The following is a 21725-nucleotide window of genomic DNA, read 5'->3' on the forward strand; positions in this document are numbered from 1 at the left end:
TCAAGGAGGCTTCAGCATTGACGAAATGGAAGGTTGATGAGTTAGCGGAAACAATAAGACTTAAGCTAGAAACAATGTTCAGTAAATCCATGACCGATGCATCAAATAGGGATTTATATTATGTCGTCAGTGCTATTACGAATGAAGAGATCAACAAAAACTGGCTGCGTTCTGAAAAGTATTATCAAAAACAGAAACCAAAACAAGTCTATTATTTATCAATGGAGTTTCTAATCGGTCGCTTGTTGGAAAGTAATCTATTAAATAGCGGCATGTGGGAAGTTTGTAATAAAACGTTGACAAAACTCGGATTTGAACCAGCACGCGTGTATAAAGAGGAGCATGATCCTGGGTTAGGGAATGGTGGATTAGGCCGGTTAGCTGCGTGCTTTTTAGATTCGATGGCTACGATGCAGTACCCCGGGCATGGATACGGCATCCGTTACCGATATGGGATGTTTGAGCAGCGGTTTATCAACGGTTATCAAACGGAATTACCTGATTATTGGTTAAAAGATCCATACCCATGGGAAACGAGGAAACCTGAAGAAGCATTCGAAATTGAGTTTGGCGGAAAGGTGCACATGCTAAAGCGTGATGATGGAACACTGGAATTCAAATACGAGGACACAGATAAAGTACTCGCGATGCCTTATGATGTACCAGTTGTCGGTTATCAAAACAAGGTTGTTAATACACTGCGGTTGTGGAGTGCTGAACCGGTCATGACCGGTGAGGAAAAACAACATGATGAATCACAATATTACCAGCAATTAGAACACCATCATTCCATTGAACAAATTTCGGGAATTCTTTATCCTGATGACTCTAGCGAAGAAGGAAAAAGATTACGAATCAAACAACAATACTTCCTAGTCGCAGCGAGTCTTCGCAAGATTATAAACGACTATAAAGCTAATGTACGACAATCCTTACTACATTTACCGGAGAAAGTCGTTATCCAGATTAATGATACACATCCAAGTTTAGCAATACCAGAATTAATGCGGATATTGATGGATGAGGAAGGATTTAGCTGGGAGAAATCCTGGGAAATTACAACAAAAGTTTTTGCTTACACCAACCATACGATTTTATCAGAAGCATTGGAAAAGTGGCCGATCGCGATGATTCAATCCCTCGTCCCTCGCTTATATATGATTATCGATGAGATTAATGAACGCTTCTGCCAATCGATTTGGCTTGACCATCCAGCACTTCGTGACAACATCCATGAGATGGCAGTGATTGCGGATGGGCAAATTCATATGGCAAGACTCGCCATCGTTGGAAGCTTTAGTGTAAATGGTGTTGCAAAGCTTCATACGCAAATCTTGAAAACACAAGAAATGAAAAACTTTTACACGCTGTACCCAAGCAAATTTAATAATAAAACAAACGGAATCACGCATAGACGATGGTTGTTAATGACGAATCCTCGGCTAGCTACATTAATCTCAGATACGATAGGCCCTCGTTGGGTTCACCGTCCCCGAGAGCTAACGCATTTGCTGCGGTATGCGAAGGATCGTCCTTTGTTAGATAAATTGGACCAGATTAAACAAGAAAATAAAAAAGAGCTCGCACACTACATCCATCAAACCACCGGGATTAAAGTAGATGAGCAATCGATTTTTGATGTGCAAATCAAACGATTGCACGAGTACAAAAGACAATTACTTAATATTTTTCATGTGATTTATTTATACAACGAACTCAAGGAAAATCCGCATTTAGATATCACACCAAGAACATTCATTTTTGGAGCAAAAGCGGCACCAAGCTACTATTTTGCCAAAGAAGTAATTAAGCTGATTAACACGGTTGCTTCGATTGTTAATTATGACCCGGATGTAAAGCATAAGTTAAAGGTTGTTTTTCTGGAAAACTATAATGTGAGCTTGGCAGAGAAAATTATTCCCGCAGCAGATTTAAGCGAGCAAATCTCCACTGCTGGAAAAGAAGCATCTGGAACCGGCAATATGAAAATGATGATGAACGGCGCATTGACGATTGGCACACTTGATGGGGCAAATATTGAGATAAAGAATCTAGTTGGCGATCCGAATATCTTTATTTTCGGCTTACGATCCGAAGAGGTATTTGAGTATTACCAGAATGGAGAGTACAAGGCAAATGAATTCTATCAAAATGATGAGCGAATCACTCAGATCCTACACCAATTAAGAGATGGTCATTTTGGACATCAAGGGGCAGAATTCAAAGATATTTATTATCACATCCTTAGCACCAACGACCCTTATTTTATTTTGAAAGATTTTGAGGCTTATGTAGAAACACAACAATTAGTTGATCAAGCCTACCGCACAAAAGGTAAATGGTTATCAAAAAGCCTTGTAAATATTGCACACTCTGGAAAATTCTCAAGTGACCGTACGATTCAAGAATACGCAACTGGCATTTGGAAAATTAATCAATACAAAACATGAGCTTTGATTGTTAATTGGTTTCGGTTTGGAGTACAACATGAAAAAACAGCGCTTGGATTTCAAATCATCCAAGCGCTGTTTTTATATGATTTTATTTATGGTGATTTAGGTTAGTCAACTTCTGTTATTACTACCACTTTTTAAATCAATCAAACAAAGCAACTTGTCTAGAGACTTGATCGATCTCGTCCAGGTCCTCTTTAGACAACGTAAACTGCAACGCGCCAATGTTCTCCTGAACGTGGTGAGGTTTTGACGCACCCGGGATCGCTACTACGGTTTCTCCATGAAAATGAATTAACCAATTCAGTGCAATTTGCGTCTGACTAACACCATACTTTTTTGCTTTTTCTTCTAGTAAATCAATTAAAGGCTTTGTTTTTGCCAGTCCTGCCGGTTTAAAAAAGGACATATACTTACGAGGTCCTTGGATCTTTTTTACAAGTTCTGGATGCTTATGAAATTTTCCGGATAGAATCCCTTGTTCCAATGGTGAGTATGCGATGATCGTGATGCCAAGTTGTTTCGCTGCTTCAAGCACCCCATTCTTCTCCATGCTACGGTCCAATAAACTGTATTTCACTTGGTTAGAAGCTAGAAAATACCCATGCTTCGATAATACCTGATGCGCTTTTTTCATCTTATCCTCGTTAAAATTACTAACACCGACATGCTTGATTTTATTTGCTTTAAGGAGTTCCACCATAGCTTCCATTTCCTTTTCAACACTTGAAAAAGAGAACGGCTGGTGAATCTGATGAAGATCTATTGTACGACCATCCAATGCTTCAATTCGATGGTCAATTGTTTTGGTAATGGAAGAAGCTGTCCGAAACATCGGCCACCATTTTGTTGCAATCAAGGCATCGTTCGCAGGAAGCCCAATACTTTCTAATGCTTCTGCCAGCGCTTTTTCAGACTCACCCTTCCCATAGACCTCAGCAGTATCAAACCAATTGATGCCACCTTCTAAACTCATCTTTACAATTTCATTTATATCATGTTGATCCATTTCTGCCCAAAAACGACCAACCATACCTCTTCCTTTGCTGAATTGCCAACAACCAAGACCAAGAGCGGATATTTCTAATGCAGACTGCCCTAACTTTCTTAAAGGCACATTTGTCGAAACTACCATCGCAACACACTTCCCTTCGCTCAAATACTATATCTACATGGTAAACGATTTGATGCGGTTAATCTATTATCTTACATTGGTATATGATACGAAGTCCATGCTTCTATACAACTTATCTTATTTAGGCAATGTGATGACCGGAAATAGAGGGTTTTAATTATGTAGAAAATCATTGGATGTCGAACAGATGAAATGGATTGGAATTACGAGGGGGAACACAGAAGAGCTTAATTCGCAAAAGAAAAAAGTGGAGATTAAGCCTTTCCCCACTTTCATTTAAACCAACCTTTTTCTTTAAACTTGGAAATTGCTTCAATACGATTGGTGACTTCAAGTTTATCCAAAATAACTGAAACATAATTGCGGACCGTACCATTTGTTAGATGAAGTTCACTTGCGATTTCTTTCGTATTTTTCCCACCAGCCATTAATCCAATGACCTGCTCTTCTCGTTCAGTCAAAGGGTTGGAATCACTATAAGCAAGGTCTACTAATTCCGGAGCATAAACCCTTCTGCCATCCATAATTACGCGAATAGAGTTCGCTAAATCTTCACTTGGACTATCCTTTAACAAATAGCCGCTCACCCCTGCTTGTCTCGCTCTTTCGAAATAGCCACTTCTTGCAAATGTAGTTAAAATAATGACTTTGCACGGCAAATCTTTCATTGCTTCTGCCGCATCAAGTCCACTTTTCAACGGCATTTCGATATCCATAATACAAATATCTGGTTCATGTTGTTTTACAAGTGATATGGCCTCTTCTCCATTTCTAGCTTTTCCCACAACTTCCATGTCTTCTTCTAGATCAAGTAATGATCCAAGTGCTCCTAATAGCATTCGTTGATCCTCCGCTAACACAATACGAATCATACGAACCTCCCCCTCTATTCGATTTGTTGGATTACATTCGGCACTCTAATATTGAGCGTTGTGCCCTGCTCTATTTTGAAATCTAAGCTTCCATTCACAAACTCGAGTCGTTCCCTCATACCACTAAGGCCATGCCCCTCCGCTTCACTTATCGGATAACGCATCCCAATTCCGTCATCCTGTACACGGATTAACAATTCGTCAGGTGATTGGCAAATAGTTATATGGCAAACAGTTGCTTTACTATGTTTGACTACATTTGTGACCGCTTCTTTCAGACACATACTCAGTACATTTTCAACAAACGATGGTGTTTGAATAAGTTTTAGGTCCCCATCAATGGAAACCTCGATTTGTGCGGCATCTAAAATTTGCTTCACATGGACAATCTCTTCTTTTAGATTCGTCCCTCGCATATTAGAAACCATCTCTCTCACTTCTTTTAACGCTGTTCTAGCTGTCTGACGGATATCTGTTAATTCATTCTTGGCTGTATCAGGATCAACGGTTACTAACTTCCCAGCCAAATCACTTTTTAAGCCGATTAAGGAAAGCTTTTGCCCTAATGTATCGTGTAAGTCACGCGCAATACGTTGACGTTCTTCCATTACCATTAACTTAGAGATTTGTTCGTTTGCATCTTCTAATTGTTCCTCTAATTTATCCTGCTTTATTTGATTGTACATATTAAAAGGCAGTAAAATGACACCAATCACACAAATAATAATAAATGGCATTTGTGTTAGGAACATGTCTGTTTCCATAAAGAAACCTATAATCACCGATGCAATTGTTGATACTAGCAAAATCACATATAAAGTAATAAATCCTGCTTTCCTTTGAATATGGCCAATAAACATCGCAAGGAAAAGAGAAAAATAAATATAACCAAACAACCACGTCATCGTTAAGCTGATTACCATATCTGTACTAACCCAAAAATAAAGCGGCCAGCCCTTCGATAAAAAAGATAGTCGATACGAAGCAAAAAATAGTAAAGTTAAGATAATTCCAATAATCACTTCTACAGTGGATGAAGATCGTACAATAAAATAAAATGGCATTATACAAAAGACAAGCCATAAGTATGGACTTACCCCAGTATTTTTAGGGAACAAGTGAAACCAATTTTGCATAATAAACTCCTTTTACTATTACTATATTTCTTTTTGTAGGATAAGCCAAGTTAATCACCGGGCTTTTCGCTCTAGTTTAATTGGCTTTTTGTTAATTCAGTTAATTTTTACAACTATTCAGTAACTTTCTTGTTTAATCAGTTACTTCTGCCACTAATTCAGTAAGTTTCCCCCGTAATTCAGTGACTTCTAACGCTAATTCAGTATCTAACTAATTTTCAAACAAAAAACCCTTCCAAAAGAAGGGTTTATTCATCTTGCACACTTGGTTTAGAATGCATAAATTGCACTTTTGGCTTTGTTATCCTTTTTTTAGCCGCTTTGAAACTTATAAATGTTTTGTTGTCTTCATCATATAAACGGAAACCGATCGCAACTAGGCTTGACAATAATGTTATTGTTGTCGCCTTTTGCAGCGGCGGCGTTGATTCATGCGCTTTTTCTAAATGGTAGTTCGGCACTCTAGGGCTTAAATGGTGAACATGGTGAAAGCCAATATTACCAGTAATCCACTGCATTAATTTTGGTAGCTTATAGTACGAACTTCCATCAACTGCAGCTTTTACATAATCCCATTCATCTTCATTTTCAAAATAAGAATCCTCGAATTGGTGCTGCACATAAAACAACCAAATACCCAACATACCTGATATATATAGAATAGGTAATTGAATAATGAGGAATGCCTTCCATCCGATCAATAAGATCATTCCTGTATAAATAACAGCGATGGCTGCATTGATCAAATACGTATTCAAGCGCTCTCTACGACGTGCGCCTTTCCTATTGAAACGATTATCAACAAGAAATAGGAAGAATGGTCCTAATCCGAACATGACGAGTGGATTTCTGTATAAACGATAAGCCAACCTTGTCCAAAATGGTGCTTTAACATATTCATTCACAGTCATTACCCACATATCTCCGGTTCCTCGCTTATCCAAGTTACCACTTGTAGCATGGTGAATGGAGTGGCTTCGCTTCCATTTTTCAAATGCAAAATGGGTAAGGATACCAGTGATTGTGCCTAAAATTCTATTTGCTTTCGGGTTTTTAAAAAACGATTGATGTGTACAGTCATGGAAAATAATAAATATTCTAACTACGAACCCTGCTGCGATGACAGCTAAGGCAATACTTAAGCCGATCGATATCGATAAACTTTGATAGGCTAGAAACCAAAGTAGAAAAAATGGTGGGATCGTGTTGACTAATTGCATCACACTCGACTTTGTATCAGCTTTTTCAAATGGTTTTACGTCTTTTCTAAGTTGTGCTTGTTTTTGTCTACTCATTTTTTCCTCCTTAAGCATAACGTTCCTACACTTTTGCTTGGTTATAACTATATGATAAAGAAATGCAAGAACCGATAGAAGTCATAAACGTCAGGATTTATATATGACAAATGTCATACACTCCATTATTTATTTCCAGTTTTTCAAAAATAATTTAAATAATTAGCATAAATTTTATCAGTACGGCAGATAAAATTAACCTAGTGTAAGTCAAATAATGTGGGTATAAAGCAAAGCAAGATACCAGTCATGAATTTTTTCCACGGAATTTTACAGAAAAGATAATGAACACACAATATTTATCATACGTTTAGTATAGACAACCTTCACATTCGTGGTTACACCTCTATGCATTCATAAGGTCCTTTATCACTCCACGCAAGTGTAACCTTGATTGTTAGTTGCTTTTGATTACGTTGTACATAGAATTATATAGGGGGAAACAAGATTGGACTTTTATACACCACTACTATCAGAAGTATCATCAGGGGCAATCATTGCACTATTGAAAATCATCGCAATTGATATAATTCTTTCTGGTGATAATGCCGTTGTCATTGCCATGGCAACAAAGAACTTACCAAAACACCAGCAGAATAAAGCGATACTATTGGGGACGGCTGGGGCAATCATATTGCGTATCTTTTTTGCATTAATCGTTATATTCCTGTTAAAGATTCCTTTTGTTCATGCAATTGGTGGATTGTTATTGCTTTGGATTGCGTATAACGTTCTTGTTGAGGAAGAAGAAAACACTACTATTAAGTCCCATTCTGGATTATTAAGAGCAATCTCCACGATTATTGTTGCGGACGCTGTCATGAGCTTAGATAATGTTGTTGCGATTTCAGGTGCAGCACACGGTGATATGAAAATGATTGCAATGGGTGTTTTAATTAGTATCCCTATTATGATTTTCGGATCAAAAATGATTGTAAAAGCAATGGACAAGTTTCGATGGATTGCTTATGTAGGTTCCGGCATTCTCGCATGGACTGCCGGGGAAATGATTTTGGATGATGTGAAAATTAAAGGGTTCTTGAACCTATCTCATGGCCCAATTACCTATATCATTGCAACGATCCTTATGGTCGCAGTATTACTGTCGGGATATATTAAAAATAAGGAACAAGAATATCAGTGATAGATGAGAAGAAAGAGACGACAAGTATGATCTCGTCGTCTCTTTCTTCTTTAGATTATATCCTACACCCACTTAAATGGGCGAAGCTTATCCAACCACCTTATTAATAAGTGGTTGAAAACCAGTAATATGCGATTCAACTACATCGCCATCTCTAATCAAGACAGCTCCTGGCGTTCCAGTTAAAATAATATCACCCGGAAGTAAGGTCATCACTTTAGAATGGAAAGAAACGATAAAATAGGGGGAATACCTCATGTTCATTACCGTATTTTCATGTTTCTTTTCACCGTTTAAGACTGTTTGGATGACCAATTCTGATACATTTGAAATAGCTCCTTTTGTAATCAATTCAGGACCAAAACTAAAAAATGTATTAAAGCTCTTTGCACGTGTCAAGAATCTATGATTCTCACTATGGATCTTAGATTCTGTCATATCAAAAGCTGTCGTGTAACCGGCGATCACACCTTCTGATTCTTCTTCAGATATGTCATAACACTCTTTTCCAATAATAATGGCTAACTCTGCTTCTGCTGTAGTATGTTTTGACTGATGCGGGATTTGTATGTTATCTTCTGGTCCAATGATGGACGTGTCTGGTTTCATGAAGCTTACGGGATCACTATAGGGAACATCCTCTAGGGACTGTTCGGAAGAGTCAATATAATTTAGCCCTACTCCCCATATTTTTCTTGGACGTCGGTATAACGGAGCATATATTACTTCGTTCATCGGTATTTTTTCGTAATCTAATAACTTTGCTTTTCCACCGTTTTCATACCAATCTATTACTTCCTCTAACTTTCCTTGTTGCAATAAATCATAGATCTCAACAGGCCACTCTTTACCTTCGTTATGATTAATACTTTCCATCAAGACAAAGTTATCTTTTACCCTAATCGCAGCAGTTTCTAAGCCATTTTGTTTTAACGTTGATAACCTCATTGTTATCCTCCCCTGACTTTTTCAATCTTGTTTAAGATCTGCTCTGTCCACGCAAGCAATCCTAAGTCACTCTTCCGGTTCGCAATAATGGATATACCTATAGGCATTCCATCTTTGTTAACTAATGGTAACGTAACCTGCGGCAACCCACTCAAACCTGCGATACTAGTCATCCTTAACAATCGTTGTCGGAAGGAATCTAGTGCTTCTCCGTCAGTATTTAACATCGGCGCACTGGATGGTGCGGTAGGCATAATAACTACACCATCATCTTGTAAAATGTCCTGCATTCGTTTTTGGATATCTTTTTGCTTTTCTAGTGCCCCTTGCACCTCTGCTTCTGTGATAGATTTAGTCCATTCAAATCGTTCTCGGATTCCAGGACCAAATGTTGGATTGTATTTTTCAATCCATGCTCCGTGTGTTTCCCAAATTTCTGCACCTTGTAAAACTCTAAATGTTTCTAACCATTCACCTAAGCCACCCGATGCAAGTCGGACAGACTCAACTTTATCGACATGCTCTTTTATTTGGTCAATTTTCTCGTTCGTAATTTGTCGGAACTCGAGATCGATCAACTCCAAAACATCTTCTGGAATGATGATTCTTTTTATTACATGATCCTTTGAACCACCTCGGATAAGCACACGTCCCACTTGTACAAGACGTTCCATTGTTTGGGTCATCCAGCCAACTGTATCGAAACTTTTTGCTAACGGAATAACCCCTTCAATCGGAACCACCCCATGTGTAGGTCTAAATCCATAAATCCCACAATAACTGGAAGGAATGCGCACACTACCACCAGTGTCCGTACCTAACGCAAAATCTACTAATCCCGCCGCAACAGCGACTGCAGATCCACTAGATGAACCACCAGGAATCCGTTCAGGTACTTTGGGATTAATCGGTGTGCCAAAGTAATAATTTTCACCATTTAAACTGTACATAAGTTCATCCGTATGTGTCGTACCTTTTAAAGTAGCCCCTTCATGCATAAGAAGTTCGATTGCCTTTGCATGGGACTTACTTGGGATAGGATGTGTTCTTTTCCAATCAGGATTTCCAGCACCTGATACGTAGCCTTTTATATTAAAAACATCTTTAACTGCATAAGTAAGACCATGTAATACACCTTCAGCAGAAGGCGGCACATTTACTTGTTCATCTACATATGCACGCCACTGATCCTCCACGAACATCCCCCTCACTAATGATAAATATGTGATGCACAACATTATTTCTAAAAATTCAGTTTTTTTGGTTTGATATAAAAACTATAATTGACTATAATCCACATGTCAACAAACATAACGCCAATCGTCATAAATACTAACTTATATTTGGATTCATGTGTATGATACTAAAGTTTGCAAAAGTACTATAGAAGATTAGGTTTGATTGAATAATTCAAACTAAAAACGCCTTTTTCATCGGCACAGTTGAAACGAACACTCCAACAACCTTTAAAAAGACGTTTACTGGCATGACATGTTATACGATGGTGTAGACTTTATTTTACAGTTAAGAGGCGATAGAACCCTTGCACCATTAACAAACACAAACTTACAACCCCATATAGAACCATATACAATCCAATTCCAAAGAAATATGCTAATAAGTCCAAGAGTTCTGCACCTCGACCAAAGAATGGTTGGATCATCTCCGTTATAATGGCAAAAACAATCGAGCACATGATCGCTGCTACTATTTCTTTGGTGACATATAAAAAAAGCATGGTTAACACAAAGAAAATACAGGCGTGTCCGCCCAATTCAAATACACTTGTTGATTGTTGTAAAGACAATTGGAAGAAGCCTGAAAAATCAGGGGTCGTATCAATTGAAAATTGAATCTCACCACGTTCGATCAGTGCGGATACATCATTTGTACAAGTTGCGATTAATATGATAACAATCCAAATAAGTAAAAGAAAAACATACATGGCTATCCCTACTTTTTTTCTAGAAGTGTGGACAGCCATGATAATTTTCATACTACTTAATTCTTTTTTTATGAAGTTTTCTTCACGATCATATTATGGACTTTCTCTACTTCTTCATCCGTAACAGTCATATAGTAGATGCCGTCGATATACGTGCCACTCCCTTGTAACTGGTACGTGCTAAAGTTCTTTCTTGTATCCTTATAATTAAACATTACGTTTTTCATATCATCAAAATCCATATTTGTTGCTACATTTTCACCGAGAACGCCCAGTAAGTCGTTAATTTTTGTCACCGATCCAATCGTAGCACCTTGATCAATAATTCCTTGAATCACTTTTCGTTGTCTCTCTGTTCTTCCGAAATCACCTCGAGGATCTTGTTTTCGCATTCGGACATAGCTTAACGCCTCTTCACCTGTTAATTGCAGTGTTCCAATCTGAAAGTCTTGAAAGGCAATATCATTTTCAATCGTGATTCCACCAACTGCATCGACTAACTCAGCTAATCCTTCCATATTAACGCGAACATAATAATCTAACTCAATATCTAGTAGATTTTCTACAGAAGCAATCGACATATCAGGTCCGCCAAATGCATAGGCATGGTTAATCTTGTCTTCGGTTCCTCGACCAACAATTTCTGTACGTGTGTCACGCGGAATGCTTATGAGTTGTGCTTTGTCTTCACTAGGATCCAACGATAGAACCATCATTGCATCGGACCTTCCTCTATCATACGAACGTTCATCAACGCCTAATAACAACACATTTAGTGACTGTTGCGCCTTCACTTTCGTCTTAACCACTTCACGGTCAATTGTTTCTACTTGATGATAGAGATGTTCATTAACAGTTTCCTTAGCATTCTGATAGACGGTTAAACTATAGCCACCAACAGATAAAACAACTAATAACACAGTGGATAGAATTAATTTCACCCATATATTCACTTTTTTCTTTTTATCCTTCGTCATTTTTCTTCTCCAATCGTTATTAAGTTTTAATGAAAGTCAATCAGTCATTTTACATCAGAAAAAAGAGCATGCACCCCGTGGCACATGTTCTCTATAAGTCTATAATAAAGGTTTCCTTAGAAAAACATTATTTCATAGAGTATTCCTTTTGTTTCGTAATCTTAGGCAACTCTTCCTTTAATTGTATCATTATTTCTTTTAACGTTGCACCTGCATTTCCTTTATTATGTACATCCGTTAGTAACATTAAGAGCTGCTCTGTTTCACTTTTACCACGCATTTGAACCCTCATACCCCCTCACACAAAGTTATTATCTATGTTTAATCGCTCAATATGCATTGTTTTACACAAGGAATCTATTGAATTTTCTTACAAATTCGACAACAACAAATATATATTAACACAGAATTACAATAACTGTAAAATACTGTTTTGAAAAATCGTTCTACAAATTATGACATAAGTACTACCCTTTTTCTACAAGATTAGGATAATAACCATGTCTTAGTTCCTATAAACCATCTCTACTCCGTACACTTTGATTGAAATCCACGGAGTGAGCATCAGTATTCATGAAACAATTTCTATTATTAGTTATGTAGTCTAAAGATAAATGTGTTGGTAATAATAGGTACTTTTATTACATACCCTGTAAATGGAGCACCTTTCCTAATCCAAAAAGTGAGGAGCGTTTATATGAGGTCCGAGAAAAATAAGGTTATTAATCTCAACGACTATAAACGGATTAAAAATGGATTAGATAAACCTATTTTTGATGAGCCGGTTACCATTTCCATCGGCGACCCAGAACAACCAGATTCTTATGGTGAGTACACCGTCCTCTGTAATTTAGTTCATGATGACCGCCAGTTTCTTGCTTTAGAGCGAGAGGATCAAGTAGAGGAACTAAACCTCCTGGTGGAAGCAATTGTTGAAGATGGGGAGTTAGCTAAAGTAAAACCCATTACAGATGAGGAATATGAAGATATTGAATCGATTTTCCAAGACATTTTTACAAAGATTAGTGAGGAACAACCAAATGAGCATAAAGGGTCTAGATTTAGGAGAAATTAGACGAATAAAAAAGCGATCATTACCTGAACATTTCAATAAAGGTAATGATCGCTTTTTTATTTATAAAATTATAGCCCTAAGTCTTCTATTTGTTTCATTAGGTCTTGTACTTCATTAATGGTTTGAAAGATTTCGGCGTTTTCTATTTTTTCAATTGTCAATTGACCATCTTCGACCAATTTATTAATTTCATTAAGAATCTCTTCATTTTTATTTACTAGATTATTATGAATATCTTCGACCATAGCAGGTGCGTCAACAGTGTTAAATCCTTCTATTTCTTCCTGTAACGTATTTAAATGGCTTTCAAGTTGCTCTTTTGCAGCTGGGTCATTGGCAGCATCTTCTATCATTTGCGGTGCTTCTTTTGCAAAATCAGTTAATGTATTGATATGTTCCGTTGCTTCTTTTGTATAATCCAAAGAGTTGTTAACATCCTCTAAAAATCCACAACCACCCAACACCAAAATGAAGGTAATTCCAATTAAGATTTTTTTCATATCTTTCTCCTTTCATATCTCATTTAAATATACGCTATAATCGATTGAAAGTTTCGTTTTTTTATAAAGATAATAGAATTATAGAAAAAGCAAAAAAGCTGCCAACTAATACGATTGGCAGCTTCTCATATATTTTTTAATTTATCTGATTTGCTCTTCTGCAAGTGGTGGAACATCGTGTCTCAAATGATCAATCGTTTGATGACAACGGATACAGATCCCTTCACTCACACTAATTTTATGAATCCCTCTAATTCGGCATTTATACATTCGTTTAAAAAATTCTCTCAAAACCAATCCGCCTCCTAGAAACGTCAGAATAGTGATCTTTTACATTGATCCGATAATTCTTCGGTAACTAGGCTACCATGACTCATGAGAGTTTTAGGTCCTTAGCTTTGCGTCCTTACCTTTCGATAAGTTTGCCTTTGTCGTATGACTTACATTCATTATAGTCTTTCTATTGAAACTAGCAACACTTTCGACAAAAGCTCTATTTATATTCTATGAAATTACAAGTAGAAATCTCTTTTTTGTCAAAATATAGACCTATTTATTTTTTAACATTTCATATACTTGAGCGACATCCTTGTCTCCTCTACCAGATAAATTTACAATGATTGAATCCTCAGGAGATAGCGTTTTTGCTAGTTTCGTAGCATAAGCTAAGGCATGGGAACTTTCTAATGCAGGGATGATCCCTTCTACACTTGATAGTTCTTGAAAAGCTTCAAGCGCTTCCTGGCCTGTTACCGAAGCGTATTCCGCTCGTCCAGTCGTACTTAAATGACTATGCTCTGGTCCAACACCAGGGTAATCTAAACCAGCAGCAATCGAGTTCGTCGGTTGTGGCTCGCCATTTTCATCCAGTAGCGTCAAACATTTAAAACCATGGATCACTGCGGGCACCCCATTTGTAATGGTTGCAGCTTCCGTAGGTTCAACGCCAACTAAACGAACGCCAGGCTCGTCAATGTAATGGGCAAATGCTCCGATTGCATTACTTCCCCCACCTACACATGCAACAACAGCTGCTGGTAATTTCCCTTCTTTCTCCAGAATCTGACGCTTTGACTCTTCACTAATCACCGATTGGAAGTGCTTCACCATTGTCGGAAATGGGTGTGGTCCAACCGCAGAACCTAGTAAATAGAATGTCGTTTCATAGTTTTCAACCAAATCATTTAACGCCGCATCCACCGCATCCTTTAAACGGCCTTGTCCCTTCTCAACCGCTACTACTTTTGCACCTAGAAGTTCCATGCGAAATACGTTCAATGCTTGTCTTTCCGTATCCAATTTGCCCATATAAATCGTACAATCCATTCCAAACATTGCACATGCAGTGGCTGTTGCAACACCGTGCTGGCCAGCACCGGTTTCAGCGATCACACGATGTACACCCATTCGTTTTGCTAACAAAATTTGTCCAATAACATTATTAATCTTGTGTGCACCTGTATGATTCAAGTCTTCACGCTTTAAATAAATTTTTGCTCCACCAACTTTTTCTGTTAGGTTGCTAGCAAATGTCAGAGGATTTTCACGACCAACATATTCTCGTAAATAATAGCGAAATTCCTCTTGAAAGTCCGGGTCATCTTTATATTTTTCAAACTGCTCTGCAAGCATAGTTAATACGTTTTGTAAATCATGTGGTAAATAACTGCCGCCAAACTCACCATAAAAACCAGGTTCTGCTACACTATTTTCTTTTGCCATCTTCGTATCCTCCTTATAAATCATGATTCTTGTCCTACTATTTTACCACCTAATCACAAAATTTTCAGATAATTTTTGTGTTTTTTCACTAAATTACCACGAAAAAGATTAGGATTGCGGCTTTTACGTGGTTTCTGTGTAACAGTTTTATGGGATGAATGAATGTTAGTTTCTGGTAGATTTATTATCCCTACACAGGCTTCCAGATCATTAGTATAATGATGATAATAAAAATAGTGTTTTCAAAATATTCTACTAGGAAAAGTGACTTAGATAAACGATCATACTCTTTGGGGATTTCTTCTCCTTTGTGGTTTACAAGCAATTGTTTTATTGGCCTGGCATACCACTTTAGTGCAGTTGGTCCCATCGCGAGTGCAATGAGGTACAAGCTTAAGCTAATGATGTACCATGGCATGCGAAACAAATACGGATGAATTGCTCCCATTGCTAGACCAGTTATGAGTAAAAGGGTGCCTCCGATCATTACAAATATGTGTAGCTTATGTCTAATCGCATACGCATGCCTCAGCTCTGTCATCGTTGATGCTGATTTAGGAATAGTTGTTAAGAAGAAGCCCGGACCCATTCCCATGATCGCTGAAAAAATATGAATAAAGACTAGTATAGAATATAGTTGCTCCATGTTTTTCTCCTTTAATACGTTCTATGGTACTAGTTTATATCATCTAACAGAATTATAAAGTGATAATGATCATATGTAGTTAGTGTGGGTAAGAGACGTTAGGGTTCTGGGGAAAGAGTCTCTGGTGAGAACGTTCTTGGATGAGATGTAGGATACTTGCCCCAGGTTACCATGATTAAAATTAAAATCATTAAAATGGAAACAGAAGAACCGTCCCTGTGTTGATGAAGTCTGTCCCTGTGTTTCCTTATTTTTTGGAGGTGTTTGTGTGGATGTGAGGAAGAATTTGGTTGTTTCTGCTTTTTTGGTTATTGGTGTTGTTGTGATCGTAGGTGGTATGTTTATAGGCTTGTATATTGGAACTAGTGAAGACTTTTATGTTTTGGGGGAATTACAAGGTATCATTGGATGGGTTATATTCGCAAGTGGCGTCATGTGGGGTATTGTCTTTATTGGCTTCTTTGAAGTAATTAAACTACTTGAAAGAATCTATAATCAACGAGAAAATAATTATAATCCATTGGAACTTGAACATACTTTTGATCACAATGTGGAATCAAAACAAAAATATGATAAAGTATATCAGGTTACACCGCAAGCTAGTCTCGAGATTAGCAATTTTTTTGATAAAGAAGTGAAAGAAATACTAGGAACACATATAGAGGACTTCTACAATGTTCGTACCGAGCATGAAAGTTTCATTATAGAATTAGGTGGTTTTAGCCCTAAAGTAGTATCAAAAGAAAAGGCGAAAAAACTAGGGTTAATTTAAATAATGTGTTCATTTACTGGGCAAAAAAAAGAAGAGACCAACAAAATGATTGGTCTCTTCCCTGTTTTATTCTGGACTTGCTGTTTTTATATACGATAGATTAACGGTTACCGTGCTTTCCCCTTCCGCTGCTATGACCGTAACACTAACCGATTCGTTATCCTTTTGCATCACTAAAGAGCTATATTCATTACTAGTCATTTCCGTATTGCTTTCAAATCCATTATCATTCATAAAATTCTTATACAATTCCCAAACTTCATCAAAGGTTGTTTCTGTCATATAAGAAACATTCATCCCTTCCTCTCCAGCATCATTCAATTTAACTGTGCTAATGATCTGATACTCCTCCGGGAATGGGATATCCTCTGGAAAATCATCCGGCAAATCCTTAGAAGAACTCAGAGAAACACTTTCGCCATCTGCGTTCTTAGTCTCAAGTGTAAAACCATCCTCTTCATTGCCACCAACAGATATACTTTCCCCTTCCTCCCCAACAGGTATCGAAATAGAATCACCAAAGCATCCGCTTAAAAACAAGATTATGCCAAACAAACAAAAGAGCAATAACACGCTTTTTTTTATCATAATTAGGCCTCCAAAAAGTTTCTTTACATATCGTTCTCCTCCTTATTTTATCGAAGGACAAATTTGCAAGATATTATACCAAGGTATATTCTTTTCGTGAACATGGGGACGGTTCTTGTGTTCACGTTTTTTTCAAAAAAAACGTGACACAAAAATGAGTTGTATCCGTCTAAGTTAGAGAGACCAGATACGGGGGACCATAATATGTCAAACACGAGCAAAATTATTTCAGAATGGTTTTACCAATACAGCGATTGTGTCTATGACTTTCTCGTTTACTATACCGGCTCTAAGGATGTAGAGGATCTCGTACAAGAGGTGTTTATTAAAGCCGGTAAGGGGTTAAAGTCTTATAAGGAAGAAGCAAGTCCGAAAACATGGCTTTTTAGCATCGCTCGTCATGTTGCTATTGATCATGCTAGGAAAAAGGAAACAAGGCTAAGTAAACACGCAAAACCATTCGATGAGCATATACGAAAAAATCATTTGGAGTCTTCTCCAGAAGAAATCCTCCTTGAAAACGAACAAAACCAGGCGTTATACCAAGCAATTAACAACCAAAAGAAAAGCTATCGAGACGTTCTAATCCTTAGAGGTATTCAAGGATTATCTGTGAAAGAGACTGCTGCAATTTTGAACTGGAAAGAAACAAAAGTACGAACCAATTTTCACCGTGCAATGAAAGCTATTCGAATGGTTCAAGGTGGGAGGATTTACAATGAAGAATGAACAACGCACTACGAATCAAAAGTTAGGTAATTTTCCTACCCATCAGTTAAATCAGAAACAGAAAGAAGACATCCATGAGAATATTATGGACGCCCTCAAAAAGAATGAAGTACAACTGGGAAGGAGAGGAATATTCATGAAAAAAGTAGTAGCAACGATTGCGACTGTAGCTGCGTTGATATTATTTACCATTTTAGGTGTGAACACGTTTTATGATGATGAGAACAATACTGCCGGTACTGGAAATACTGATCAACCTTCCGAGCAAGACTTAGAGAATGATACGAATCAAGAGCAAAACCAAAGCCCTGAGCAAGACCAGAGCTCCGATCAGGACCAAGATCAAGAGCAAAATAACAAAACAGAACCGGATGAAAATCCCTCTTCAGATAATGAAGAACAAGAAAATGACATTCCAATGTTTACAGATGAAGTTGCTATAGAGCTCATGCAAAACTACAAGCAAAATTTTGAAGTTGTGCTAGAGGCAGGAAATAACAACAATTTGAATACCATGTTCGAATCAAAAAGTGATGTGCAGCGTCATTTTGAAGAAATCATGTCTGAAGAACGCGCATCCTCGCTTGTAGAAATTTATATTGATGAGCGCGATGGAAGTTTACACATTGTACCGACAGAAGCACCTGTTTGGCTTGACCAAGAAGCTGATTTTACCATTGAACAAGTGAATGAAGAAAATTACAAAATTATCCAAACGCAACACAATGAATTGATTGGAAGTAAAGAAATGATCTACCACGCAAAATGGCAAGACAATCAATGGATCCTAAGTGACGTAAAATCAAACGATCTAGAATAGGTAATGGAAACATGGGGACGGTTCTTGTGTTTCCAAATCAACTGAGAAATTAGCTTACCTTCTGTAAGTGAAAGACAACGTGAACAGGAGAACCGTCCCCCTGTTCACAATCTTCTATTGACAAACTTTTTGAATTAGAATATATTATTCTTAATTAATTGAATAGTTCTCCTAAAGGGGAGTAGCTTTTACAGCAAGGTCGTCATTACGGAGATTTATCTCTCGGCTTTGTTGGCAACGATCGTTGTTAGCAAGACCTTTACCAATGGTGAAGGTCTTTTATTGTGTTTAAAACCTTTACCACTTTCTGGTAAAGGTTTTATTTTTGCCAGAAAACCATAACGAACTTTCAAATAATATAATTTTGAAAAAGGATGGTGGGACGGATGAATAAAAAGAAGATATCTTTTGACGATTTAATCAAGAAAAACAAAGAGGAGTTGTTAAAGGATAAAGTAATGCTCGAGAAGATTGAACAGAAAATAGAAGCAAAGCATGTTGGGCAAAAATAATTAGAACAACTCGCATCTGCTCTTTTGCGAATGTGTTAGTTTTTCTTATACTTGGTACATTCAATTTTTCTCTACGTCGATTACACTTCTTAGCTAAAGATTTATCACTTTCTTAACGCAAAAAAATTCACATATATAAAGGGGAACAATAAAGCATGGATGTTTCATTGTTATTAGAGTACGGATGGGTATTATTATTACTAATTGCACTAGAAGGTTTACTTGCTGCTGACAACGCGTTAGTTCTAGCAATTATGGTTAAACACCTTCCAGACGAGCAACGCAAAAAAGCATTATTTTATGGTCTAGCCGGAGCATTTGTATTCCGTCTTGCGTCACTATTTGTCATTTCATTCCTTGTAGACGTGTGGCAGGTGCAAGCAATTGGTGCGCTTTACCTCTTGTTCATCGCCATTAACCATATTGCCCGAAAACTTTTATTTAAAAAGTTTGAAAGTAAAAAAGACGAACAAAAGAAGGAAAGAAAAAAGTCAGGCTTCTGGGGAACTGTTATCAAAGTAGAATTAGCGGATATCGCATTTGCTGTTGATTCGATCCTTGCTGCTGTGGCACTTGCAATGACATTACCGAATACCAACTTACCGGCAATTGGCGGTATGGATGGTGGAAAATTCCTTGTTATTTTTGCTGGTGGATTAATTGGTTTAATTATCATGCGTTTCGCTGCTAACTTATTTGTGAAATTATTACATTCAAAACCAGGTCTTGAGATTGCAGCGTTTGCCATCGTAGGTTGGGTAGGTGTAAAGCTTGCTGTATTAACACTCGGTCATCCAGATATCGGCGTCCTTTCTTACGAGTTTGCCCACTCCAAAGAATGGAAGATCTTCTTCTACACCGTTCTAATTGGAATAGCTGCCGCAGGATGGTTCTTAACGAAGGATAAAGAAGTTGAAAAGTTAGAAAAAGCGAGTTAATGGGTTAAGCTGCTCCAGTTTTGGAGTAGCTTTTCGCTTTGTGATAACATAGAATTTAATTTAAATACGCATAATAAGAAAGATATTTATTAATGGAGGCTTTTCATGTCAACCGCAATTATCATTTTAGTTATTTTAATTATCGTCAACGCTTTTTTTGCAGCATCAGAGATCGCACTCGTTTCTTTAAACGACAATAAAGTCAAAAAGATGGCAGATCAAGGCGATAAAAAAGCAATTAAACTTCTTCACCTGCTTTCTTCCCCTGGTCGCTTTTTAGCAACGATCCAGATTGGGATTACTTTAGCTGGATTTTTAGCAAGTGCGTTTGCTGCGGATTATTTTTCCGAACCTCTGTCTAGCGCACTATATAATCTGGGTGTCCCCCTTAGTCTGGCCATGTTAAAAACGGTATCGGTTATCACGATTACTATATTGTTATCTTATTTTACCTTAGTAATTGGTGAACTTGTACCAAAACAACTTGCTTTACAAAAGCCAGAAATGATCGCTAATTTTGCCGTCATTCCATTAACTATTTTGTTCAAGGTTAGCTATCCATTTGTAGCAATATTAAATTTTTCAACGAATGCTATCGTGCGCTTATTTGGCGTAGATCCAAATGCTGAGAACGAAGAAGCTACTGAAGAAGAAATACGTATGATGGTTGATGTTGGTGGGGAAAGAGGAACCATTGATACGAGTGAAAAATTAATGATTAATAATATCTTTGAATTTAATGATAAGGTAGTATCCGATATTATGACCCACCGGACTGATATGGCTGTCCTTTCCATTGAGGCTAATTTACAAGAAATTGTGAATCTAGTTAGTTTAAAAAGATACACACGTTTTCCTGTTTATGAAGAAAGCATAGATAAAATCATTGGTGTTTTACATTCCAAAGACTTAATTCAATTTATAGAAGACGGTACACAAGAAAACTTTAACTTACGTGACATGCTTCGAGATCCATATTTCGTCTTAGAAACGCAAAGTATTGACATGGTTTTTCAGGAAATGAAGAAAAATAACATTCATATTGCCATTGTATTGGATGAATATGGTGGAACTGACGGTATGATTACGATTGAGGATATTATCGAAGAGATCGTAGGAGAAATCCGCAGTGAGCATGATTATACCAATGTTGAGGAAGAAGAAATAAACGAAATTAGCCCACACCATTATTTAGTGTCTGGTACTGCCCATCTTTATCAGGTGGAAGATAAAATTGGCGTGGAGTTACCATCGGATGAGTATGATACTTTAAACGGATTTTTAGTTGGCCAATTAGGTTACATTCCTAAAAAGGAAGAACAGTTGACCATTTCATATAAAAACTTAACTTTTGAAGTAAGTAAAATCTCAGAAAAGCGAATTGAAGAAGTGTATATAACAGTCGGCTAAGGTCGTGAACATGGGGACGGTTCGAGACCAGTGAAAAAGTAGGGTGTTTTTGTGAAGATATCAAAAGTGAAGTGAAAAGCAGTTTAAAAAAATCGGTCATTCCTTCCA

Annotated in this window: 23 protein-coding genes and 1 riboswitch; of the genes, 9 read left to right on the forward strand and 14 right to left on the reverse strand. The window is 37.4% G+C overall.

What is annotated here, in order from left to right; all coding sequences use genetic code 11:
• Window positions 1-17: 17 nt before the first annotated feature.
• Entirely contained in the window at window positions 18-2450 is a 2433-nt protein-coding gene (locus NYQ66_RS00115; protein WP_259865343.1) for a glycogen/starch/alpha-glucan phosphorylase, read from the forward strand.
• A 145-nt stretch (window positions 2451-2595) separates the two neighbouring features.
• Here NYQ66_RS00115 and NYQ66_RS00120 read toward each other — a convergent pair whose 3' ends face one another.
• From NYQ66_RS00120 to NYQ66_RS00135, 4 genes are all read right to left on the reverse strand, one after another.
• On the reverse strand, window positions 2596-3588 hold the full coding sequence (locus NYQ66_RS00120; protein WP_259865348.1) for an aldo/keto reductase: 993 nt from the start codon (window positions 3586-3588) through the stop codon (window positions 2596-2598).
• Between the two features lie 272 nt (window positions 3589-3860).
• Window positions 3861-4460 (reverse strand): response regulator transcription factor, encoded by a 600-nt coding sequence (locus NYQ66_RS00125; RefSeq protein ID WP_259865365.1) that lies wholly within the window; start codon window positions 4458-4460, stop codon window positions 3861-3863.
• 14 nt (window positions 4461-4474) lie between these two features.
• Window positions 4475-5596, reverse strand: coding sequence for a sensor histidine kinase (locus NYQ66_RS00130; RefSeq protein ID WP_272480053.1), 1122 nt, complete (start codon window positions 5594-5596; stop codon window positions 4475-4477).
• Window positions 5597-5844: 248 nt separating this feature from the next.
• A complete protein-coding gene (locus NYQ66_RS00135) occupies window positions 5845-6891 on the reverse strand; it encodes a fatty acid desaturase (RefSeq protein ID WP_259865369.1) in 1047 nt (348 codons plus the stop codon).
• A gap of 448 nt (window positions 6892-7339) precedes the next feature.
• Between NYQ66_RS00135 and NYQ66_RS00140 the strand changes: the two genes are divergently transcribed.
• Window positions 7340-8035 (forward strand): TerC family protein, encoded by a 696-nt coding sequence (locus tag NYQ66_RS00140; RefSeq protein ID WP_259865372.1) that lies wholly within the window; start codon window positions 7340-7342, stop codon window positions 8033-8035.
• Between the two features lie 87 nt (window positions 8036-8122).
• Here the strand turns inward: NYQ66_RS00140 and NYQ66_RS00145 are convergent, their stop codons facing one another.
• From NYQ66_RS00145 to NYQ66_RS00165, 5 genes are all read right to left on the reverse strand, one after another.
• Window positions 8123-8983, reverse strand: coding sequence for a fumarylacetoacetate hydrolase family protein (locus tag NYQ66_RS00145; RefSeq protein ID WP_259865375.1), 861 nt, complete (start codon window positions 8981-8983; stop codon window positions 8123-8125).
• A 2-nt stretch (window positions 8984-8985) separates the two neighbouring features.
• A complete protein-coding gene (locus NYQ66_RS00150; RefSeq protein ID WP_259865381.1) occupies window positions 8986-10179 on the reverse strand; it encodes an amidase in 1194 nt (397 codons plus the stop codon).
• 317 nt (window positions 10180-10496) lie between these two features.
• Window positions 10497-10979, reverse strand: coding sequence for a VanZ family protein (locus NYQ66_RS00155; protein ID WP_259865385.1), 483 nt, complete (start codon window positions 10977-10979; stop codon window positions 10497-10499).
• 17 nt (window positions 10980-10996) lie between these two features.
• The gene (locus NYQ66_RS00160) at window positions 10997-11905 is read right to left on the reverse strand and encodes an LCP family glycopolymer transferase (RefSeq protein WP_259865395.1); all 909 of its coding nucleotides are present in this window, start codon (window positions 11903-11905) and stop codon (window positions 10997-10999) included.
• A gap of 127 nt (window positions 11906-12032) precedes the next feature.
• Window positions 12033-12185 carry a hypothetical protein gene (locus NYQ66_RS00165; RefSeq protein ID WP_259865397.1) on the reverse strand — a complete coding sequence of 51 codons (153 nt, stop codon included), beginning with the start codon at window positions 12183-12185 and terminating at the stop codon, window positions 12033-12035.
• A 417-nt stretch (window positions 12186-12602) separates the two neighbouring features.
• On the opposite strand from NYQ66_RS00165, the gene NYQ66_RS00170 reads away from it, so the two are divergent.
• Window positions 12603-12980, forward strand: a complete 378-nt coding sequence (locus NYQ66_RS00170; protein WP_259865400.1) for a hypothetical protein — start codon at window positions 12603-12605, stop codon at window positions 12978-12980.
• A gap of 68 nt (window positions 12981-13048) precedes the next feature.
• Here the strand turns inward: NYQ66_RS00170 and NYQ66_RS00175 are convergent, their stop codons facing one another.
• The 4 genes from NYQ66_RS00175 to NYQ66_RS00190 form a co-directional block, all read right to left on the reverse strand.
• Window positions 13049-13480: a DUF6376 family protein gene (locus NYQ66_RS00175; RefSeq protein ID WP_259865413.1), complete on the reverse strand. Its 432-nt coding sequence runs from the start codon at window positions 13478-13480 to the stop codon at window positions 13049-13051.
• 141 nt (window positions 13481-13621) lie between these two features.
• Window positions 13622-13771, reverse strand: a complete 150-nt coding sequence (locus NYQ66_RS00180) for a hypothetical protein (RefSeq protein ID WP_259865423.1) — start codon at window positions 13769-13771, stop codon at window positions 13622-13624.
• 59 nt (window positions 13772-13830) lie between these two features.
• Window positions 13831-13917: riboswitch (cyclic di-GMP riboswitch) on the reverse strand.
• A 112-nt stretch (window positions 13918-14029) separates the two neighbouring features.
• Window positions 14030-15202 carry a tryptophan synthase subunit beta gene (trpB, locus tag NYQ66_RS00185; protein WP_259865426.1) on the reverse strand — a complete coding sequence of 391 codons (1173 nt, stop codon included), beginning with the start codon at window positions 15200-15202 and terminating at the stop codon, window positions 14030-14032.
• A 190-nt stretch (window positions 15203-15392) separates the two neighbouring features.
• Complete coding sequence (locus tag NYQ66_RS00190) at window positions 15393-15848, reverse strand: DUF2269 domain-containing protein (RefSeq protein WP_259865429.1); 456 nt, start codon at window positions 15846-15848, stop codon at window positions 15393-15395.
• Between the two features lie 268 nt (window positions 15849-16116).
• Here NYQ66_RS00190 and NYQ66_RS00195 point away from each other — a divergent pair, with 268 nt between their 5' ends.
• The gene (locus NYQ66_RS00195; RefSeq protein ID WP_259865431.1) at window positions 16117-16620 is read left to right on the forward strand and encodes a hypothetical protein; all 504 of its coding nucleotides are present in this window, start codon (window positions 16117-16119) and stop codon (window positions 16618-16620) included.
• 66 nt (window positions 16621-16686) lie between these two features.
• Here NYQ66_RS00195 and NYQ66_RS00200 read toward each other — a convergent pair whose 3' ends face one another.
• Complete coding sequence (locus tag NYQ66_RS00200; protein WP_259865441.1) at window positions 16687-17208, reverse strand: hypothetical protein; 522 nt, start codon at window positions 17206-17208, stop codon at window positions 16687-16689.
• Between the two features lie 204 nt (window positions 17209-17412).
• Between NYQ66_RS00200 and NYQ66_RS00205 the strand changes: the two genes are divergently transcribed.
• From NYQ66_RS00205 to NYQ66_RS00225, 5 genes are all read left to right on the forward strand, one after another.
• Window positions 17413-17937 carry an RNA polymerase sigma factor gene (locus NYQ66_RS00205; RefSeq protein WP_259865450.1) on the forward strand — a complete coding sequence of 175 codons (525 nt, stop codon included), beginning with the start codon at window positions 17413-17415 and terminating at the stop codon, window positions 17935-17937.
• Complete coding sequence (locus NYQ66_RS00210; protein WP_259865454.1) at window positions 17927-18757, forward strand: hypothetical protein; 831 nt, start codon at window positions 17927-17929, stop codon at window positions 18755-18757. Before NYQ66_RS00205 ends, NYQ66_RS00210 begins: the two co-directional genes overlap by 11 nt.
• A gap of 386 nt (window positions 18758-19143) precedes the next feature.
• Window positions 19144-19269 (forward strand): FbpB family small basic protein, encoded by a 126-nt coding sequence (locus NYQ66_RS00215; RefSeq protein WP_259865472.1) that lies wholly within the window; start codon window positions 19144-19146, stop codon window positions 19267-19269.
• 155 nt (window positions 19270-19424) lie between these two features.
• Window positions 19425-20207 carry a TerC family protein gene (locus tag NYQ66_RS00220; RefSeq protein WP_259865481.1) on the forward strand — a complete coding sequence of 261 codons (783 nt, stop codon included), beginning with the start codon at window positions 19425-19427 and terminating at the stop codon, window positions 20205-20207.
• A 105-nt stretch (window positions 20208-20312) separates the two neighbouring features.
• Window positions 20313-21617 carry a hemolysin family protein gene (locus NYQ66_RS00225; RefSeq protein WP_259865499.1) on the forward strand — a complete coding sequence of 435 codons (1305 nt, stop codon included), beginning with the start codon at window positions 20313-20315 and terminating at the stop codon, window positions 21615-21617.
• The last annotated feature ends 108 nt before the right edge of the window (window positions 21618-21725 follow it).

This window comes from Aquibacillus koreensis (assembly GCF_025154055.1).
GTDB classification, from domain to species: Bacteria; Bacillota; Bacilli; order Bacillales; family Amphibacillaceae; genus Aquibacillus_C; species Aquibacillus_C koreensis.

Excerpts from the sequence above, each read along its gene's own strand:
- NYQ66_RS00120 (WP_259865348.1), bottom strand. The coding sequence starts at position 3,588 with ATGGTAGTTTCGACAAATGTGCCTTTAAGAAAGTTAGGGCAGTCTGCA.
- NYQ66_RS00125 (WP_259865365.1), bottom strand. The coding sequence starts at position 4,460 with ATGATTCGTATTGTGTTAGCGGAGGATCAACGAATGCTATTAGGAGCA.
- NYQ66_RS00130 (WP_272480053.1), bottom strand. The coding sequence starts at position 5,596 with ATGCAAAATTGGTTTCACTTGTTCCCTAAAAATACTGGGGTAAGTCCA.
- NYQ66_RS00135 (WP_259865369.1), bottom strand. The coding sequence starts at position 6,891 with ATGAGTAGACAAAAACAAGCACAACTTAGAAAAGACGTAAAACCATTT.
- NYQ66_RS00145 (WP_259865375.1), bottom strand. The coding sequence starts at position 8,983 with ATGAGGTTATCAACGTTAAAACAAAATGGCTTAGAAACTGCTGCGATT.
- NYQ66_RS00155 (WP_259865385.1), bottom strand. The coding sequence starts at position 10,979 with ATGAAAATTATCATGGCTGTCCACACTTCTAGAAAAAAAGTAGGGATA.
- NYQ66_RS00160 (WP_259865395.1), bottom strand. The coding sequence starts at position 11,905 with ATGACGAAGGATAAAAAGAAAAAAGTGAATATATGGGTGAAATTAATT.
- NYQ66_RS00165 (WP_259865397.1), bottom strand. The coding sequence starts at position 12,185 with ATGCGTGGTAAAAGTGAAACAGAGCAGCTCTTAATGTTACTAACGGAT.
- NYQ66_RS00170 (WP_259865400.1), top strand. The coding sequence starts at position 12,603 with ATGAGGTCCGAGAAAAATAAGGTTATTAATCTCAACGACTATAAACGG.
- NYQ66_RS00175 (WP_259865413.1), bottom strand. The coding sequence starts at position 13,480 with ATGAAAAAAATCTTAATTGGAATTACCTTCATTTTGGTGTTGGGTGGT.
- trpB (WP_259865426.1), bottom strand. The coding sequence starts at position 15,202 with ATGGCAAAAGAAAATAGTGTAGCAGAACCTGGTTTTTATGGTGAGTTT.
- NYQ66_RS00190 (WP_259865429.1), bottom strand. The coding sequence starts at position 15,848 with ATGGAGCAACTATATTCTATACTAGTCTTTATTCATATTTTTTCAGCG.
- NYQ66_RS00200 (WP_259865441.1), bottom strand. The coding sequence starts at position 17,208 with ATGATAAAAAAAAGCGTGTTATTGCTCTTTTGTTTGTTTGGCATAATC.
- NYQ66_RS00205 (WP_259865450.1), top strand. The coding sequence starts at position 17,413 with ATGTCAAACACGAGCAAAATTATTTCAGAATGGTTTTACCAATACAGC.
- NYQ66_RS00210 (WP_259865454.1), top strand. The coding sequence starts at position 17,927 with ATGAAGAATGAACAACGCACTACGAATCAAAAGTTAGGTAATTTTCCT.
- NYQ66_RS00215 (WP_259865472.1), top strand. The coding sequence starts at position 19,144 with ATGAATAAAAAGAAGATATCTTTTGACGATTTAATCAAGAAAAACAAA.
- NYQ66_RS00220 (WP_259865481.1), top strand. The coding sequence starts at position 19,425 with ATGGATGTTTCATTGTTATTAGAGTACGGATGGGTATTATTATTACTA.
- NYQ66_RS00225 (WP_259865499.1), top strand. The coding sequence starts at position 20,313 with ATGTCAACCGCAATTATCATTTTAGTTATTTTAATTATCGTCAACGCT.